We start from the raw sequence: 20,406 nt of genomic DNA, 5'->3' as shown, positions 1-20,406 counted from the left end.
TATAATTTTAATACAAAAAGCCTTGTGACTGTAAGTTACAAGGCTTTTTGTATTAAAACAATAATTATACTAATTACCTTTTTGATAATTCACTGGATTAATTCTAACCTGCTTAAGATTATCTGGCAGCTCTACAAAATATCCTGATCGATAAGGGTTGTAATCTTGAGAGAAGAAGTCTGTTGATATAACTTGAGCACCACTAGAAAAAGCAGCTTTGGCACGAGTATAATCATTGACTTTCGCTTCATAGGTATCTATATCTGATCTAGTTCTCACAAGATAGCCTTTAGTGACGTATTCTTTTATATCCTCTTGGCGTACAATAGCATTATCTAAGAGTAAAAACACACCATAAGTATCCGTTGGTTTAGACTGTACAAACATTATTCTACCTTCTAAATTTGGACGATTGTGTACATAAGCAGACTCACCTTGATTTACCCCTCCTGTAGAAGGTAATAACATAAACAACAGTTTCCCTTTAGACTGAGATACTAGTGGCCAGTTATGATTAGCCACAGCCTCTTTAAGCGTTTTATAATTTCCTCTTAAATCATCAGGTGTAATCAACTTCTCTCTACCTATAATATCAACAATCTCTTGATCTAATAGGTCAAATGCATATTCATCATATTTCAATACTTCTGTTGGATTCTTAAACAAAGGCCAATTAGAATCTTTTGCTTCAATCATGATAAATAAAGGGATGTGATCTACATGCTGATCAGACCATTTCTTGATACTTTGTAATGCTAATTTTAACGTTGGATATTTAGACCTAAAATCTACATCTGCCATATGCAAAACTTTAAATCCAGGCTTATTTAAATCTGTTGTGTTATGCTTTGCTAGCTGATTCACTCCTACTGATTCTAAATATTCATAGCCTGCTGGATTTGTATATCTATTGCCTGTTGAATCATAATACACATCCAGTTCCAAACTTCTCAATCCACTGTCTAACTGAACCTCAAAGCTTGGGTGCTCATAAAACAAACTCTCCTTAAAACTAATTTCATTAGGATGATACTCTTTAAAAAAGTCTAACTGCTCTTTACTCATTCCCTCTAATAACTTCCCTTTTGACTGATCTACAATTTTAGATACATAATCAAGGAGATTAGGGTCTACTGGTTCTGCATAGCTATTATGTGTCCCTAGAACTTGAATTTGATTAATTCGTAAATCACCAGGTAATTTTATTTCTTGTTTTGTGTTTATTTGTCCATACATCACTATAGGTAATAGCATACCTAACAGAATACTACTTAACTTTATATTTCTATTCATCTTCTTTTATATTTGAAATCCACAATGGTTCTGACGGCCATTGTTTATTAGGTTCATCACTCGTTTTGAATATAATTTTTGATGCCTCCAAAAATTCTTTATAAGTAATATAGTTCCTCTGATAATCCTTATTATTATACGCTACCTCCTGTATATAAGAACTCCCTTCTTTGTTAGAAACAATCAAATTATTTCGTATAATAACCTTTTCAAAAACAGGAGCATTGAGATAAAAAGTATCCGACCCCACATTAGCAGCGCTGAATCCTAAACTCCTTAAAACAAACCATGCTGACATTGTCCCTAAATCATCATCCATAGTTCGTAAAAAAGCTTGAGGCGCATTCTTATAAATCCTTCCGATATAAGGATCAATTCCTTTACTGTTATCATTAAAGTAGAACTGAATACTCTCTCCTAGTAGTAAATCATGGATCAATTTCTGACTCTTATGAGCACTTCTAGTAGCATTATACAAACTAGAAGCTTGAAGATCTGGCTGATTGGCGTGATTATAATAATGACCTTCAAAAAAAGTATCTAATTGGTCTTCAAATTCTTTTTCAGAACCTATAAGACTAATTAAGCCTTTTATATCATAAGGTACTAACCATCTATATTGCCAGATAGTTCCTTGATATAATCCTCTTGCTTGCATTTTATCCACATCGTGAATCTGAATATCCTTAAAGTCCTTTAGCCAATATTTCTTATACTCTTTTGCTTTTTCTAAATAATAGTTTGCAGATACAGTATCTTGAACACTTTTAAATATTTCACTCAGTGCCCAATAATCGTAAGATGATTCTAATGCCTTATCAGGAGAAGAAAAATCAAGTTGCTCAGCTTCCTTAACAAGGTACTCCTTAATGGAATCTATAGGTAACTGATATCCTTTATTCACTGCATCAGCCAAAACAACTAAAGCGTGCTCTGTCCTCACTGTAGGGCCAGGTTCATTGAGTGTAGAGAAGTCTTTTTTACCGTATGGATACATATTAGCAATAGAGTGAACTACATCTTTATACACTTCAGGATATAATATAGAATACATAGGAATAACTTCTCTATAATTATCCCATAGCGCCCAACCATGATATACATTAAAATCAGCTTTTTTCACCTCACCACTAATGGTTCTATAAGTCCCATCTGCCTCAGATATTAGATAAGGCGCCTGAAGAGTCCTGTAAAGCAAAGAATAAAAAAGCTTTACCCTCTCATCATCCTTATCACTAACCTCAGCAACAGATAATAATTCATTCCATCGCTCTGTAACTAGAGTTCTTGTTAAATCAAAACTTTGCCCCTTTGCTATTCTTCTCTTTGCATAGTGTTCTGAAACAGATGAAAAACCAATCTGTAATTCGACTTTAGGAGAAGGGAAATCAACGATAAATTGATATTCTCCCACCTTTCTTAAGATGGCTCCATTTCCCAAATCTATATTAAAATAAAAGTGATATATCCCAGCAGAACAAGTTGTTTTAGAACTGATCTTTCCCTGAATAGTCTGATTAGACACTTCATATTCAGCACTGACAAAAGCACCTCCGGTAGCACTTGACAAATCAACTAATAGTTGCCCTTTATTAGGGAAGGAATATCGATGCGCTCCATAATTATGTCCTACAGTAAAGTCAGCCTTAATATTATTTGTAAATTCCACCTTATAGTAACCAGGTGTTCCCTCCTCTTTCTCTTTGATCAACTCCGTTCCAATATTACTTCCTATAATTGGTTTGATCAGAATATTACCTCCACTTCCCTTACATCCCACTCCCTGAAGTCTAGTATGAGTTACACCTTTAAATTGTTTTGCTCTATTATCGTATCCTGTATGATTATAAGGATATGTCTCTGGAGAAATACATAGCATACTAAATGGAAAAGAAGCTCCAGGAGACAACTGTCCGTAATCCCCTGAAGTTCCTAAAAAAACATTCACTTTATCACTTAATTTATTTTTTTGTCCATAACCACATTGAGTTGCTATAAACAATAAAATAAGAAACTTCCTCATCTTATGGATCTAACGGCTCTAAAGGATTTATTTGTAGTAGTAATTCAGATGGGTAAAAGTCTAATAACTCCCCTTTTTTCTGCTTAACTATTTTCCCTGGTAAATAACCTAATTCACGCATAAAACGTTCTAAAAACTTCTTATCTGCTATTGACTTTGTATGTAACTCATAAGAGACAATCATACTTTTTTGTTTAATATCAAAACCATATTCAATCATTAAACGAGTAGCATTTCTAAGATTAGTAGTCGTATGTCTAGCATAAGGTTCTACAATAATTACCTCTTCCGGAATATTATATAACCCTATTAATTCTTTTTTCATTTCTATAGCTTCACAAGTCTCTGTACGATTTGGGTGTACGTGTCCACCTGAAACAATAATAAAAGGCGCCTTACCTTGTCTATACTGTTCTACTGCTAATTTTAGATTCAATTTTCCTAACGCCCCCAAAGGATCTCTATAATTCTCTGGTCCATCTCCTAGGACGATTAATGCATTGTATTCATACTTTTTAAAATCAATGCGTTTAGCATATTCTATAGCGCTCTTATTATACAATGCCGCTAGAGGCTCATATCTAATACCTTCATCCCTGTGGTTCATATACATCAAATACAGTCCATAATCCAACATTGGTTCAAAGAAGCTAGCCTTAGAATAATCTGATTCATTTGCTAAATGTTTTGCCCAAAATAAAATAGCTCTTTTAAAATAACGTGAATTCTTATCATAAGATACTGAATCAATATTTGGATAAAATGGCTTCTCTCCTAATCCATACACTTTTAAGGTATGATTTAATCCACTAAAGTTTAACTTCACTACATTAGAGATAAAATCTTTCTGACTCATCTCATTGTAATTAATGTATTTTTTAGACTGCTTTAATTCTTCAAAGAAAGTTTCTACTTTCTTCTCTTTATTATTTAAAGCAACTAACTCATCAGAGATACTTTTTATCTGATCGTCTGTAAAAATATAAGAATGAACCAATTCTTCACTCTTAGGGAAAGTTTCACTATTTACTAACTTGTTGATTAGATCTAGTCTATTATGTTTTATTTCTGTAAAAGTCTTATTATCATTGAGCAACTTAACAAGACTAGGTTGTTTAGAAAGCTGATCTAAAAAATAAAAATTACTATTTCTTAACAATGTTACACTTTTATTCTCACCACTTTGTCCGAAAGAAAAAGTACATACAGCGAGTAAGAAACCTACTACTATTTTTTTCATTTGTTTTATATTACTTAATATTAATAATTAGGATTTTGTTCGACTTTAGAAGTAGCCCCATCTACATATCTTTGTGGAATAGGAAAATATTCATTCTTTCCTTTAGTAAAATGAGCATTTGTCAAAAATGAACGTTTATGCTTCTCTGCTTCTAGATACTCTTGATTAATAACCTTATCTGCTATCCCCCAACGCACTAAATTAAAGAATCGTTCTCCTTCCATCGCCAACTCTAATCTACTCTCTAATTGTACAGCCTCTCTAGCCTTATTTACATTACTCCAGCTATCATTATATAAGCCTATTTTATAATTAGCAGCGTATGACTTACCATCTAAAGCCATCACATACTTTGACTCTTTTGCTCTTTTTCTAATCGCATTTACGATACTTCGAGCTTCTTCTAATTTACCTAACTCTACAGCTGCTTCTGCCTTCCATAACATTACTTCTGCATAACGAATAATATAATAGTTCAACGCAGAAACATAAGGCCAAGTCGCGCCATAATAAGATGATTTAGCAGAAACTATACGTTTCTTTGGTGCATATACTCCATAAGTAGCTACATCCCTTGCCCAAGATGCATCATACGTCACTCCTAAATCTTTATATGTTATACCTGGTCTACCTATGGTATAATCTAATCTTGGATCTACGAAATCTTGACTGTTTACATCTACATTATCTTTTACAGGTAATCCGTTAGCATCTGTCTTAAAAGCATTAACTAAATTTTGAGAAGGTCTATGAAAACCATACTGAGGATAAAAAGGGCCTCCTGGAGCTGTAAGACGATCTCCTATACTTCCATTATAGTTATTAGGATCACCATCATTAATAGAATGTTGTACTGCAAATATTACTTCTGAGCTATTGTCATTTTCTGGTAAAAACACATCTTCAAAATTAGACAGAAGCTTATATTGACTAGACATCACCTCTTCTGAGATTGTATAAGCCTCTTGCCATTTCTTTTGATATATCATTGTCTTCATCAAATAGGCTTTAGCAGCAATGCTAGTAGGCCTTCCTATCTGTGCTTGCTTAGAAGGTAATACTTTTGATGCATTATCAAAATCTGTTACTATTTTCTGCCATAACTCCTCAGAAGTAAACTCTACATTAGATCTATTATAATCCTCTACGTTAACAATTGTTTCATCTATATAGGGAATTCTATTGTAAATCTTCTTTAATTCAAAGTAGTAATGTCCTCTAAGAAAGAATAATTCTCCCTGTCTCTGCTTCTTTAGTTCTGGATCAAATGCTACTGATTGATTTAATAATCGTAGAGCGTCATTTACCCTTTTAATACCTTCATATAATGCACTCCACTTTCTTTCTATATCTATTACAGTAGGATCTGTCTGGTATAACTCCATCCTGTGGATTTGCCCTTGATCACCAGTACCTCCACCTCCTTTATATGCATCATCCGAAGTCACATCTCCAAAACTCCAATTAGACGCTGGAGAATTCATTGCATTTGAAGCATTATCCATCTGTCCATTCAGCATCTTATAAGCCCCTATAATTACTCTTTCTACATTCTTAGGATCTGTCATCTTGTCTGGTGATACTTCTCCATAAGTAGTTTCATCTAAAAAGTCTTTAGAACATGAACTCATTACTCCTGCCATAATAGTTGTGGCAAATAGTATCTTATATGTTTTATTTGAAATATATCTTTTCATTACTTATATTTTAATAATTAATACTTAATCCCATAGAGAAAGTACGTGCAGGAGGGTAAAGCCCACGATCAATACCTATATCTAAATTTTTATTACTCTTAGAATAACTTTGTAGTCCCACTTCTGGAGTTAATCCACTATAGTTAGTAATCGTAAATACATTTGTTGCTTGTAGATAAACTCTCATTTTTAGTTGTTTATGAAGTTTTTCTCCAAAAGAGTAACCTAGTTGTAAATTATTTAACTTGAAATATGAGCCATCCTCCACATAATAAGATGAAGGGCGTATATTGTTATTAGTATCATCTAAGGATAATCTTGGTATAGAAGCATTCGGATTGTCAGGTGTCCATGCCCCTAATACATCAGAAGACTTATTATAAGCTGATTGATTAAAGAAATGAGAGTTATATTTTGTTAAGTTATAAATCTTATTGCCAAAACTTCCATTAAAAAACATACTTAAATCAAACCCCTTATATTTTAAATCTACATTAAAGCCGAGAATAAAATCAGGGTGAGGAGAACCTATAAATGTTCTATCATTGTCATCTATCACACCATCATTATTTACATCTCTAAAGATTAAATCACCTGGTTTTGCATTAGGTTGTAATTTATACTTATCGATCTCCTGTTGACTTTTAAATATCCCATCATTAACATAACCAAAGAATGAGCCTATTGGTTGGCCTATAGCAGATCTAGAGATTTCTTGTCCAAAGTTTACACTGTGTAAAGACGAAGAAGGAATACCTAGATAATTAACAGAGTTTAATGCTGTCAATTCATTTTTATAAGTTGTAAAATTGAAATTAATATTATAGTGAAGATCCTTAATATTATCTTGATAAGATAGATTTAATTCTAAACCTCTATTGGTCATCTCTCCATCATTTACCCACTGTCCATCACTAGTACCACCATAGGTCAAAGGCAGCGATTTATAGACCAAAATATCTTTTGTTTTCTTGTTATAGATATCTGCTGTTACATTCAGTTTATCGTTAAAAAAACCTAAATCAACTCCTAAAGAGCTCTGTGTAGTAGTCTCCCATTTTAGCTCTGGGTTAGGTACTCTAGATTGAATCAGACCTGTCTCAACAGATGACTGTCCTCCATTAATATCATAATTTGAATTATAGCTATTACTAGAATAACTTTTTATAGTTGAGTAAGAGGGTACCTGTTGGTTTCCTGTAACTCCCCAGCCACCACGAAGTAAAAATGAAGTAAACGTATCTCCTAAATCAAAAAAGTCTTCTCTATCTATCCTCCAACCAAGTGACACAGCAGGAAAAGTATCCCATTTGTGATTAGCTAATCGTGAAGTTCCATCTCTACGCATTGTAGCAGATACAATATACTTCCCATCATAATTATAATGAACTTTACCAAAGAAGGAATTTAATGACCACCCATTAGCATTACCTCTATTTAGTTGATTGGCTGTACCATAATCTAAAAACCAATAATTAGGATCTTCATACATAAAGTTCTGTCTTGAAGCAGAAAAACCTTCATAGTAATACTCGACAGCTTCTTGTCCTAATAATACATCAAAATTATGATTGCCTAATTGTTTCTTATAACTCAGTGTATTAGTAAAAGTAAACTGATAATTAAACGAATTTCTAGTAGATAGTGAATTAACTGGATTAATAACTAGTATTTCATTAAACTTTGGTGAAAAGTTCCTTCCATTTATATTTACATAATCTAGCCCTATAGACGACCTAAAAGTAAAATCATTTAACTTTAACTCTCCGAATAAATTACCTAATAATCTCAGCTCCTTTGTTTTATTATTTTTATTTCGATCTAAACGCCCTCTAGGATTTTGAATATCATTTAATGGATTACCCGAAAACTCTCCTAACTCATTATAAACAGGCACTATAGAAGGATACATAAATGCATTATATACTATTGACCCTAATGCTGCATTAGTACCGATACCAACATTTTCTGTATATGAGGCATTAAGATTCTCCCCTATTGTCAAGATCCCATCAAAGAATCTATAATCTGAATTAAAACGTCCTGAAAATCTTTTAAAATAAGTGTCTTTTATGATTCCTTGTTGATCAAAGTACCCTAACGAAAAAAGTTGACTAGAGTGCTCCCCTCCTTTTGCTAATGATATATTGTGAGACTGAATCGTAGCAGGATTAAATATTTCTTTAACCCAATCTACATTACCACTTTTGATAGTTTTATCTTTATTTAAATAAAGCGGAATAGTTGCTTTGGTAGGGTCATTTCCATAAATATCATGTTTAGGAGCAACACCATCATTTTTATAAGCTTGCCATAACATATCACCGTACTGCTGAGCATCTAGCATCTTAGGTAGGTTAAAAGCACTTTGAACACCTGTAAAACTACTTACATCTATAGATATTTTTTCATTTCTCCCTCCTGACTTTGTTGTAATTAAAATCACTCCATTAGCCGCTCTAGAACCATAGATAGAAGATGAAGCAGCATCTTTTAATACTTGCATTGAAGCTATATCATTACTATTAATCGAATTCAACCCATTAGCTACAGGTACTCCATCTACGATTACTAATGGCTCATTATTATTAATAGTGCTGAACCCCCTTATTCGAATAGAGTTCCCTCCACCTGGACTATTATCACTCATGACTTGTACCCCTGAAGCTCTACCTTGTAACATCTCGGCTACATCCGCCTTAGGAACATCCTTAATACCATCTACATTAATAGTCGAAATAGCAGCTGTAATATTTCGCTTGCTCTCTGTTGTATAACCAGTGATTACAATTTCTTCTAAACTACGAGCATCTTCTTCTAGGACTATAGAAGTATATTCAGGATTGTCTACCTTAATTTCTTTAGTATCATATCCTATATACTCTATTACTAATATGATCGGTTTATTCTGGACTACTTCTAACATAAAACTACCATCTAGATCAGTAGCTACAGCCTCTGTAGATTCTTTTATTTTTACAGTCGCTCCAGGAAGTGCTAGTCCATGAATGTCTTTAACTACCCCTTTGACAACAGTCTTATTATTTTGCTGACCTGTATTAACCTTATCTCCTTTAGAAATAACATATTGTGATTTAAAAGTGATGAATTTATCTGATATCTTATATGTAGATCCTGTTCTTAAGGCAATATCCTCTAACAACTTCTCTAGTTCACGTTCTTTACTAGTAAATCTAAGAGGAATAGAGGTATCTAATGTAGAGGGAGAATAGACTACTTTATAAGCTGTTTGTAGTTCTATTTTTTCAAATAAACTCTTCACTGTTTCAGAAGAATTACTTACATAGACATGTACATTTGTCTTATCAGAAACTGTCTGATTAGTAGCATAAACGCCTGTACTCAATAAAGAAAGACAAAAAAGATATGTCTCTACTCTTAACCGGCAATAGTAATTTAATCTCATTTCTTGGTGTTATTAATAATTATAGTTTTATTTTCGTATTTATAATCAAAATCATACATATAACTGACACTCTGAACGATATCTGCTAGAGTAGAGTTTCTAAAGTCTGCTTGAATAAATTCTTTTGTTGAAATAATATCTTCCAGGAAGTGTATCTGGATATCAAACTCTTTTTCTATTATTTGTTTCCACTGTGTAAGGGTGATATTATTCATCATGAGATAAGATGAAGTGGAGGAAATACAAGAAAACGCATCTAGCGTGTTTTTATATAATCTATGATCTTTTAGCAAAACCTTTTGCTCAGCAGTTAAAATAACATAGTTTTCAATATCTAACGAATTACTAACTTTTACTCGCCCTGTAGAGACTTCTACTATATTTGGTTTCACCCAAAAAGAAGTTCCTAAAACTTGTGTCTCAAAATTATCTGACGAAATAATAAAAGGTTTTGAGGCATCTTTAGCAACTTTAAAATAAGCCTCACCTAGTAATTTAATCTCTCTGTTTGATTGATTAAACTCATTTGACACGATTAATGTAGAGTTACTACTTAGCGTTACAGCAGTACCATCTGGTAGAATAATATGTTTAGCTAACTCATTAGAAGTAGAATATGTTAATTCTTGATTATTAACAGAAATATTCTTTTGATAAATTGTTAAACCTACCACTAATAAGAGTGAAAAACCTATTGATAATAATCTATAATTCTTTCTTCGCTTTCTTTCTCTAGTTTTATACTTTATACTATTATATATAGAGCTTCTCAGTTTACTATTCTCTTGGATTGTCTTTAATTCTATTAATGGTCTTTTCTGTAAATTATCAGAAAAGTCTTCCACAACTTTTTTTTCTGTAGAGTTAGCTGTACCTAGTAAATATTTATTTAAAAAATGTTTAAACTTATTTTGCATAATTTAAGATTGTCTTACATAAGTAAGAGTCCTCTATTATTATAACTCCCTATGCAAAAACAAACGCTTAACTTATTCTTAATATGAGTAACACTTAGATAACATTGCTTTTCAACTCAGAACAAAGTATAAACTGATAAACGAAAACAATTATAAAAAACACACCTAAATAAATACCCCCTACATACTCTAGTATAGTTTTAGAACTAAGAGAAAAGCTATGAAGCAAAATAACTTTGCTATATTTAATTAGTACTAATTCTGGGTTACCCAATCAAATAACCTATCACAATAATATAATCTACCAAATAAGGTAAAGAACTCTTAATACTTTTTAAAGCTTTACTAATTTGATTATCTACAGTACTTTCTGATATCCCAAGTTTTAATGCGATTTCTTTATAACTCAATTTATTACTATATCGAAGAACAAATATTTGATAACACTTCTCTGGTAGTACTTCTTGAGCCTTACTATATATCATATTAACTAATTGTTCCTTGAACATTATTTCTTCTTCTCTACTTAATATTTCATTATCTACTAATACATTATATACCTCTTCTAACTGAACAGTATTAAAATTAGTTGTACTAATAGCTTTTAAACTTTTATTACGAACAGATTGTATTAAATAAGCTTTAGAATTATCGATTATCAAATTGCTGTAATTATTCCATATATTCACAAAAACATCTTGAACTATATCAGCTGATAGATCCTTATCTCTCGTAATATTACAAGATAGATAATACAATATATCCCAATACTTATAGTAGTTAATATCAACCCATTGATCTCTTGATAGTGCCATCTTATGTCTGATTAATCGATGCTAAAGTATAGCTTGCACAACTAATAAGAATTAAATAATCATTAACAAAAAATTATATTATATAGATACTAAATTGAAAACTTCCCCCTACCTCTATAACTCCGTATCCCTAAAATATTTCTAATCAGATCGCTTCTTTCAGCGAGTATTCTACTTACATATAAAGAGCCTATACTCCCTATTTTTTCCCTACCTTGCACCTATAAAACCATCCTTATGCTTCAAGGAAATATAGAGACAGCCAATTCTTCATTTATACATGTACAGATATACGATCAACAAAACATCTTTGATCATGCCAACTTTGGGCATCCCTATAGACCCACTCGTTCTTCCTTTCTATTTGTTAAAAAAGGAAGACTAAGAATAAGAGAACAGATTAATGAATTCGAAATCATAGAGAACTCTATCTTCCTTATTGATGTCAAATACGTATACGAAATCTTAGAGATAAGCCCAGATGCAGAACTGAGACTACTTAGCTATGATCGAAATTTCTTAGAAACTGCTTCTTTTAAGCTTCACCGATTAAAAGTATATAGAGATTTAAAAACACAGTTACAACGCAATTTCCACATTAGCAAACAAGAACTAGAGATCTTCTGGACCAATGTAGAGTCACTGGGTTATTACCTGGAGCACTTCAAGGAGATTGAGTATGGTCAATACATTATAGAAAATTATTTTAATATCATCCTCTACCACCTAGTAAGCGTAGCCACGCCTAGAAGTGAAGATTCTATTAATCAGATGACCTCACAGCAAAAGATCACGTATAAATTCGTGATGCTAGTCTCTGATTATTACCTAGAGACTAAGTCTGTTCAGTTCTACGCAGATAAACTACAACTCTCTATTAGACACCTAAGTACAGTCGTTAAAGAAACTTCTGGAAAAACACCTTTAGAAATCATTAATGAGTTTATATTTAACGAAGCTAAAGCACAGTTATCCACTACTACTTTGCCTATCAAACAATTAGCTACTAAACTTCAATTTAGTGATCAGTATGCTTTCGCTCACTTCTTTAAAAAACATCAAGGTACCAGCCCAACTCAGTATAGAAAGATGTTTAAGTTATAGAATAATACTTTTAAACATCTTTTTTGATATTCTCAATCATTTTATACCATGTACTACTGAGCTAACTTTGTCGGCATAAAGTACAAATAAAATGAAAAGAAATATTCACAAATACTTTTGTGGATTAGGCTTACTACTACTCTCATATACTTCAATATATAGCCAAGTAAGCGACCAAACACTTAGTATAGAACAAGCGGTGAACTTAGCGATGGAAAATCATCAACAACTTAAAGTCTCTGCATTAAACAAAAACATTAGCGAACAACAAACTCAATTACTTAAACAACAGCGCTTACCTAATCTTGCATTCACTGCCAATGCTTCTTATATAGGAGATGCCCTTATATTAGACCGAGATTTCAGTAAAGTCATGACTAAAGACATGCCTCACTTTGGCAATAGCTATGCAGTACAGGCATCTGAACTGCTATTTAAAGGGGGAGCGATTAATAAGAATATAGAACTCGCTAAGATAGGCGAACAGCTTGCCTCTCTAGACCTTGTACAAGATCAACAAAGCATTAAGTTCTTAGTTATTTCTAACTACCTAGATGTATATAAGCTTATTCATCAAGAGCAAGTTTATCAAAACAATAAAAGATTAGCCCAAATCCGCCTTGAGAATGTCAATAGATATTATAAAGAAGGGATGATGACACGTAATGAAGTAATCAGAGGTGAATTAGTCCTTCAGAATATGGACCAAGCCCTGTTAAGTGTAGATAATACTCTATCGATTCTAAACTATAATTTGGCGATTGCACTAGGACTGCCGACCTCAAGTAAAATAACGCCTAATGAAGCTCTTGTACACAGACCACTAGAAGGGAATTATAACTATTATCTAGATCTAGCCTATGCGCAACATCCGATGATACAAAGAGTAGAAAAAGGAGTCGAAGCGGCACAAAAAAAGATAGAGATTGCCAATACAGATAAGTATCCTACTCTAGCTGCAGTAGGTGGGTATAATATGACTAGACCTATCACCACAACTAATCCTGTGATGGATATGTATTCTAACGCTTGGCAAGTAGGGGTATCACTAACTTATAATATTGACAATTTATATAAAACACCCAAAAAGGTCAAACTAGAGAAACTTCAAAAAGACAAAGCTGAAGAAACATTCACCCTTGTACAACAACAATTAGAAATGGGAGTCAATGCGGCTTATACCAAATACGATGAGGCTATACAAAACGCTAATCTATTAAAGAAAAGTCAACAACTCGCACAGGAGAACTATAAGATAATAGAGGCTAAATACCTAAACCAATTGGCTATACAAGCAGAGATGACAGATGCAACTAATGCAAAATTAGAAGCCGAACTTCAGTACGCCAATGCAGAAATAAACGTATTATACCAATACTACAATTTATTAAAGTCAACAGGGACACTGTAACGCCCTGCGGGCAATTAAGAATTAGTGCCTACGCTGGTAAGGAATCAGGAAACGGAAAAAAAGGGAATAGAAAAACGATTTCACACCTTCGCGATTTCACAAAAAAACAAAATAAGCAATGGAAAATAAAGAAAATACAACTACTGAACAACCAGTTCAAGCTCCAGTAGAGCAAGTTGTAGAGGATAAAGCTAAAAAAGAAAAAAAGAAGAAAACAAAGATACTCTTAGTCAACACCCTAACATTTGCGGTAATAGGAATCGCTTTCTTCTGGTTATTGACTAAATACTTTCACATCAACGATAGAGATTACACAGAATCAGCACAGGTAGAAGAGTTCATTAACCCTATCAATACCCGTGTATCTGCTTATATTAAAGAGATCAAATTCATCGAACATCAGCAAGTCAAAAAAGGAGATACACTAGTTATCCTTGACAATAGAGAAATCTTAACGCAAGTAGAACAAGCTGAAGCAGCTTATTTAAGCGCATTAGCTGCTAAGAAAGTAACTAACTCCTCTATTCATACAGCATCAAATAATATCGGGGTATTTAGCTCTAATATTGAAGGGGCAAAAGCAAGATTGTGGAACGCAGAACAAAACAACAAAAGATACGAGAATTTATTACAAGCTGAGGCTGTTACCCAACAACAATATGATCAAGTAAAAACGGAGTACCAAGCTGCTAAATCTGCTTATGAAAGTTTAATAAAACAACAAAACACAACCAAACTTTCAGTATCAGAGATAGAAACACGTCTTGCCCTGAATGAAGCAGATATCAAACGTACAAAAGCAATGTTAGATATGGCTAAACTAAACCTGTCATACACAGTGATTACAGCTCCTTATGATGGGGTGATGGGACGAAGACTAATCAGTGAAGGACAACTACTCTCGCCTAGCCAGCAAATTACTACTATCGTAAAAGATAATGAGAAATGGGTAACAGCCAACTTTTTAGAATCTCAAATGAACAATATCCAAATAGGTAGTATTATCGACATGACAGCTGATGCTGTAAAAGGAATACGCTTTCAAGGAAAAGTAACGGCTATCTCTGCTGCTACAGGTTCTAGATATTCTAGTATGCCTACGGATAACTCTACGGGGAACTTCGTCAAGGTACAACAGCGTATCCCAGTGCGTATCGAATTTACAGATACGAATGATATAGAAAACATCGCTAACCTTAAAGCGGGGATGAATATGAATATACAACTGGCTAATTAAGAGTTAACGGTGGACAGTTGACAGTTAACAGTCTTTACTCAACTTTAATAGTGAAATTGTCTTTCAAACAACATCACAAAAAAAACGATTTCACGATTTCACAAAAAACAAACATGTATAACAAAGGATTATTTCACTCTTGGGTACCAAAACCAGTCATGCTATTACTCATTGTAATCATAGCAGCTGTGTTCTGTAGTATTAGTGGAATATATACCACTAATATCACCAATATCGTGGGTAGTACAGGCTCGATGACAGAGTACTACCTATGGGCTAACTATGCCTATGCCATAGGTCTAGGTACGGTCATGCCTCTTATTGTTAGAATCAAAGCGCGATTCAGAACAAAAGAACTTCTTGTAACCTCACTCACCATGTGTGGTTTATTATATTTGGTACAATCCACTACACATCAACCCTATATTATTATAGCCTGTTCTTATCTAATAGGAGTATTTAAAATGATGGGAATGATGGAGGTAGTATTACCCCTTATGATGCTTTTAAGCGTAGGTGGTAACAGAGGAATATTCTACAGTATCTACTACTCTGCCCTACTAGTTATCACCCAATTATCAGGTTACTTTGTAGCGAAAGTAAGTTTTATATTCAGCTGGCAGATTAGCTATATGAACCTAGCTATTATGTGCTTTGGAGCTGCATTGATTTGTATTGTATTTCAGCACAATCAACGCTTTATGCGCAAGGTCCCTTTTATTTACATTGACTGGATTAGCATCCTTTTATTCAATGTAACCTTCATGACCTTAGCCTATATCCTAGCCTTTGGTAAACAACAAGCTTGGTTTGACTCAGAGATCATAAGATATGCCTTATTATTATTTGGTATCCTCTTATTTATTTTTGTCATTCGCCAGCAGTTAATTAGAAGACCATTCCTGCCCTTAAATGCCTTTAAGAAGAACAATGTAAGACACGGAACGATTATGTTATTGTGTTTAGGGATGTACCTTGCCACCGCTACGATACAGAATATATTTGCCGTAGGTATATTAGGATATAATCCCATGACCAATGCCTCTCTAAATCTCTTATTAATTCCGGGGCTTATTACTGCGGCAGTTGTCTGTTATTATTGGTATAAAAACGAAATCCCTATACGCATGCTAGTCTTCTCAGGATTCTCAGCATTTCTTATGTACAGTGTGATGATGTACCTTGCTATGGCAACAGAATTCAGCTATTCGATGTGGTATCTACCCATGTTCTTTAAAGGATATGGAATGGGAGTCATCTTTGTTACCACTTGGTATTACACCTTAGATAAATTAGACTTGGCTAGTATGTTAGGACTAATCGGGTTTGCTATTCTATGGCGTACATTTATCGCTGTAGGGATCTTTAGTGCATTATACAGCTGGACACAATACCAGTTCCAAATCCAAAGTCTAAACAACTTAGCCGTATACCTAGACGATGCCATGTTATTAAGGTCAGGGTCTGGTATTAATCTATCCCTTGTCCAACTAAACGGGGTACTCGCTGCCACCAAGACAGTATATGGGTATATTAATATCGCGAGTATAGGTGTATTATTATATGTATTATTCCACCACTACGGTAGAATACGCACACTGAAAACTCGTGTGTATATCAATAAACTAGGTAATCTTATGATGAGCAAAAAAGATAAAGAGAGTATCGAAAACCAGCTCCCTAACAATATATAGATTTGTACTTTTGAATCTCTAGTACACTGCTTCTTTTAAAGAACAAAGAACTAGAGGTTCTTTTAATTTAAACCAAGGGGCAAACAATTTCTAACTCCTAATTTTTAATTCTTTCTATGAACTACACCTTCTTGATTAAAGAAATCTTTCAAATGACGATTTCCATAACAGGGAGCAATATTGTCCTCTGCCATCGCTGTCAAGAAGAATTCATAAGGTCCATAGGTCTTAGAAGAGGTAAATAGACGCAATAGCTTAATGATACATACTCGTATACAATCAGGAATATAGGTGATTTTTTCTTCCCTACCCCATGCATTTAAAGCTAGTAAGGCCAATTCTCTATGACTTACTATATCAGGACCTCCTACGCTACACTCTCTCTCGGTACCTTCCATTTTGTCAATGCATACCTTAGCCAGATCACGTCCATCAATAGGGTTGAGCTTCTTATCCCCTTTACCAAATAAGTAAACTCTACCCGACTTAGCCATCTCTAAGAAATCGCGCATATCTGAAAAAAAACCATTAGGCCGAATTACTCTATAGTCTAGACCTGATTCTTTAAGTTTATCCACAAAACCTTCTTTTGCCTCAAATATCTTTAAATGACGTAGTTTATCTCCATTGATAGCAGATACGTATAAAAAGCGCTCTACATCAGTGATACACGCCTCGTGTAATAGATTTAAATTTCCTTGATAATCGACATCCATATATGTCATTCCCTCTTTCTGACGGGTGATTCCTAGGGTAGAAAACACATAGTCTATTGTATGTGTAACTCCTTTTATGCTTTGAGGTATTGTTATTTCTCCAATAAATACCTCATCAGCTAGGACGACTTTATCGCGTTGTGAAGAGTTGCGGATTAAAGCTCTTACCCAATATCCTCTTGCTTTTAGTTCCTTCACTAATTCACCGCCTAAATATCCTGTTGCTCCTGCTACTAAAACTCTTTTGGTCATCTTACTTTGCTGTTTTTATTTCTCTACACAAAGTTGCATAACTAAACCCAAAAAAGCTCTTGACTATCGTCAAGAAAAGAAATTACTTTAACCCCAGATTAAGCATTAGCCAAATACTTCAAAACATTTTGCCTTCATATCTGTTTCATTAACTCTAAAAAACATACTACAGTATACTTATATCACTAATTCAAACCTATTTTGTATAATTACTTTTCGTTTATATCTCTATCACTTAATCTGGGTTAAAACTCTAGCTTTGATTCTACTCAACGTCTCTGGTGATACCCCTAAAAAGGTAGCGATATACTGCTGGGGTACACGTAAGAAAAGTTCTCCCTGATGAGCTAAGAGTTCTTTATAACGCTCTTCGGCAGATTGGGTAACAAAAGAGCGAATAATACGCTGTGCTGTTAATAATTCATTCTCTACTGCAATACGAGCGATAATCTCAAATACAGGAGCTAACTTCAATAGAGATTCTATATTATCTCTAGTTAATACACATAACTCTGTGTCTTCTAATACTTGATAATTCTCACTAGCCTCTACTTTATAGGTAAAACTCTCGCCAGCACAGATAAACTGTCCTTCGGTGTAGAAGAACCCCGTCTTATCTATTTCATCAACCTTATAATACAGCCTAACACAACCTTTAGTCACAAAATAGATTTCGTTAGATACATTTCCTTCTTGAAATAAGATCTCTTGCTTAGCATAACTTCTATAAACAATATGGGATATCAGATATTCCTGTTCTTGAAAAGTAAGTGGTGTATAGGTCTTGATATAATCTATAAGTTTGTTTTGCATCTCTATATACTTCTAAAATACAAGCAAGGTACAGAACCTAATTTTATTTTTAGAGCAATAAATCACTTATCTACTCCATTAAGGATAATTTATTATCCCTTTTTCTTAAACAGAAAAGCTATCCTAATCTTTACGGTAGCTTTTACTAATATCGACGACTTGATTAAGACTGCGCCTCTATAAGTTGAAAAGAAAAAAATTAAAGTGCAAGAACTACGTTTTACTCACTGGCTAAAAAGAATAAAGCAAATATATTTTCTCTTAGTACACGACAAAATTATTAATTAGTTGATTTTAAGATAAATAAAGGACGGGATAATTTGTAAAAAAGACTGACATTCAGTATATTAAAGGTTTAATTCTGACATAATGCCTTTAAAAACGAACAACAGCCTAGAGTACAAAAATACAGAACTTCTAACAACTTTAAAAGCTAATTTTAAAGGGAAACTGGGGTTAGCTAGGATCCGACTTATTTGTTTGTTTATCATCTCTCTATGCAAAGTAAAGTCTGTGAATTTTTCTAAAGTATCAACTGGATTTGACAATTGTGCCGAAACTAGTAGTAACTATAGAGGTATTTTAGCGCTTTATATCTTCAGTTGATTTGAAATTGGAATGGGTTTCAAGACTTATTTTTGCACTTATACCTAATGAAGAATCTTATGTTCTTGTGATGGATCGCACCAATTGGAAGTTTGGCAAACAAGACATAAACATCTTAATGCTAGGTATTAGTTATAAGAATATGTGTTTTCCAATACTATTTAAAATGTTAGATAAGCGTGGTAACTCAAATACAAATGAGCGAAAAGAACTTATCAATACTTTTATTGATTGGTTTGGTAAAGATTGTATTAATTGTGTATTAGCAGATAGAGAGTTTGTTGGAGAGGATTGGATTAGCTATCTAAATGATAAGCAAATGAATATAGTTACACATTAAACGATGATATATTCTAAAAACAAATTCAGATATACCTACACTGTTCTAATAATACTTCTCAATTTGTTCTAAAACTCTTTATTTATACCTAAAATAAATAAGACCATTTTTACTCTATATTCACCAATTTTCACCCCTTATAGTAACGATTCGATCCTATTTTATCTATACTTAGAATTTGAGCTTCTAAAAAAAGATGTTTTTGTCCTTTTATTTCTCACTTTGTGATTCGAATCATAAATTATGATGCGAAAACCATATAATTTTGGTCACATAACATTTAAAAATTAATTGTAATGATTTCAAAATCCTTTTCATTATTCCTATTAGCTACTAGTTGTATTACAATAGTATCTTGTAATAATAAATCAACAAATAATACAGAAGAAAATATTATAACTAATGAAAGAAAGATAGAAACAACTGAAGAACAATCAACAAAGACAACTGCTTCAAATGATAGTAATTTACCAGCTTCAGAACGTGTTGAATTAAACAATAAAGGTGTTGGTCCAATCAAAGAAGTAAAATTAGGTGATATAGATCAAGCCATGGCAAGTAAAGGACAGGAAATCTACAAAAATATGTGTACTGCTTGCCACAAACTTGATAAGAAATTTATTGGTCCTGCACCAAAAGGAATTCTTGAAAGACGCTCTCCTGAATGGGTCATGAATATGATTCTTAAACCAGAAGAGATGTTAGAGAAGGATCCTTTAGCAAAAGACCTTTTAAAAGAATTTAACGGAGCTCCAATGGCAAATCAGAACCTGTCAGAAGAAGATGCACGAGCGGTTCTTGAATACTTCAGAACACTTTAG

Annotated in this window: 15 protein-coding genes; 6 read left to right on the top strand and 9 right to left on the bottom strand. The window is 33.3% G+C overall.

From position 1 onward, the window contains the following. Nucleotides 1-69: 69 nt before the first annotated feature. From MODO_RS05005 to MODO_RS04975, 7 genes are all read right to left on the bottom strand, one after another. A complete protein-coding gene (locus MODO_RS05005) occupies nt 70-1,293 on the bottom strand; it encodes a Ca2+-dependent phosphoinositide-specific phospholipase C (RefSeq protein ID WP_059050831.1) in 1,224 nt (407 codons plus the stop codon). Next, nucleotides 1,286-3,316, bottom strand: a complete 2,031-nt coding sequence (locus MODO_RS05000; protein WP_059050829.1) for a glycoside hydrolase domain-containing protein — start codon at nt 3,314-3,316, stop codon at nt 1,286-1,288. The genes MODO_RS05005 and MODO_RS05000 overlap by 8 nt, the downstream gene beginning before the upstream one ends. A 1-nt stretch (nt 3,317) precedes the next feature. Further along, nucleotides 3,318-4,556 carry a YdcF family protein gene (locus tag MODO_RS04995; protein ID WP_059050828.1) on the bottom strand — a complete coding sequence of 413 codons (1,239 nt, stop codon included), beginning with the start codon at nt 4,554-4,556 and terminating at the stop codon, nt 3,318-3,320. 20 nt (nt 4,557-4,576) lie between these two features. Further along, on the bottom strand, nt 4,577-6,253 hold the full coding sequence (locus tag MODO_RS04990; RefSeq protein ID WP_059050826.1) for a RagB/SusD family nutrient uptake outer membrane protein: 1,677 nt from the start codon (nt 6,251-6,253) through the stop codon (nt 4,577-4,579). A 10-nt stretch (nt 6,254-6,263) separates the two neighbouring features. Next, nucleotides 6,264-9,680, bottom strand: a complete 3,417-nt coding sequence (locus MODO_RS04985; RefSeq protein WP_059050824.1) for a SusC/RagA family TonB-linked outer membrane protein — start codon at nt 9,678-9,680, stop codon at nt 6,264-6,266. Beyond that, on the bottom strand, nt 9,677-10,597 hold the full coding sequence (locus tag MODO_RS04980) for a FecR family protein (RefSeq protein ID WP_059050822.1): 921 nt from the start codon (nt 10,595-10,597) through the stop codon (nt 9,677-9,679). Before MODO_RS04980 ends, MODO_RS04985 begins: the two co-directional genes overlap by 4 nt. 266 nt (nt 10,598-10,863) lie before the next feature. Further along, nucleotides 10,864-11,412 carry a sigma-70 family RNA polymerase sigma factor gene (locus MODO_RS04975; RefSeq protein ID WP_059050820.1) on the bottom strand — a complete coding sequence of 183 codons (549 nt, stop codon included), beginning with the start codon at nt 11,410-11,412 and terminating at the stop codon, nt 10,864-10,866. A gap of 237 nt (nt 11,413-11,649) precedes the next feature. On the opposite strand from MODO_RS04975, the gene MODO_RS04970 reads away from it, so the two are divergent. The 4 genes from MODO_RS04970 to MODO_RS04955 all read left to right on the top strand — a co-directional run bounded on the left by MODO_RS04970 (nt 11,650) and on the right by MODO_RS04955 (nt 16,858). Next, nucleotides 11,650-12,516, top strand: coding sequence for a helix-turn-helix domain-containing protein (locus MODO_RS04970; protein ID WP_059050818.1), 867 nt, complete (start codon nt 11,650-11,652; stop codon nt 12,514-12,516). 91 nt (nt 12,517-12,607) lie between these two features. Then, nucleotides 12,608-13,927, top strand: coding sequence for a TolC family protein (locus MODO_RS04965; RefSeq protein WP_059050816.1), 1,320 nt, complete (start codon nt 12,608-12,610; stop codon nt 13,925-13,927). Between the two features lie 118 nt (nt 13,928-14,045). Beyond that, complete coding sequence (locus MODO_RS04960) at nt 14,046-15,164, top strand: HlyD family secretion protein (protein ID WP_016649284.1); 1,119 nt, start codon at nt 14,046-14,048, stop codon at nt 15,162-15,164. Nucleotides 15,165-15,277: 113 nt separating this feature from the next. Further along, nucleotides 15,278-16,858: an MFS transporter gene (locus MODO_RS04955; RefSeq protein WP_059050814.1), complete on the top strand. Its 1,581-nt coding sequence runs from the start codon at nt 15,278-15,280 to the stop codon at nt 16,856-16,858. Nucleotides 16,859-16,962: 104 nt separating this feature from the next. On the opposite strand, the gene MODO_RS04950 is transcribed toward MODO_RS04955, so the two are convergent. Continuing rightward, complete coding sequence (locus MODO_RS04950; protein WP_059050813.1) at nt 16,963-17,826, bottom strand: SDR family oxidoreductase; 864 nt, start codon at nt 17,824-17,826, stop codon at nt 16,963-16,965. Nucleotides 17,827-18,057: 231 nt separating this feature from the next. Then, the gene (locus MODO_RS04945) at nt 18,058-18,639 is read right to left on the bottom strand and encodes a Crp/Fnr family transcriptional regulator (protein WP_016649281.1); all 582 of its coding nucleotides are present in this window, start codon (nt 18,637-18,639) and stop codon (nt 18,058-18,060) included. A 607-nt stretch (nt 18,640-19,246) separates the two neighbouring features. Between MODO_RS04945 and MODO_RS04940 the strand changes: the two genes are divergently transcribed. Together MODO_RS04940 and MODO_RS04935 are read left to right on the top strand one after the other, a co-directional pair. Continuing rightward, nucleotides 19,247-19,585, top strand: a complete 339-nt coding sequence (locus MODO_RS04940) for a hypothetical protein (RefSeq protein WP_147285760.1) — start codon at nt 19,247-19,249, stop codon at nt 19,583-19,585. Between the two features lie 296 nt (nt 19,586-19,881). Continuing rightward, on the top strand, nt 19,882-20,406 hold the full coding sequence (locus tag MODO_RS04935; RefSeq protein ID WP_016649278.1) for a c-type cytochrome: 525 nt from the start codon (nt 19,882-19,884) through the stop codon (nt 20,404-20,406).

This window comes from Myroides odoratimimus (genome assembly GCF_001485415.1).
Lineage (GTDB): Bacteria > Bacteroidota > Bacteroidia > Flavobacteriales > Flavobacteriaceae > Flavobacterium > Flavobacterium odoratimimum.
Note: the sequence above shows the minus strand (reverse complement) of the source record. Positions and strands in the feature narration are given on the sequence as shown.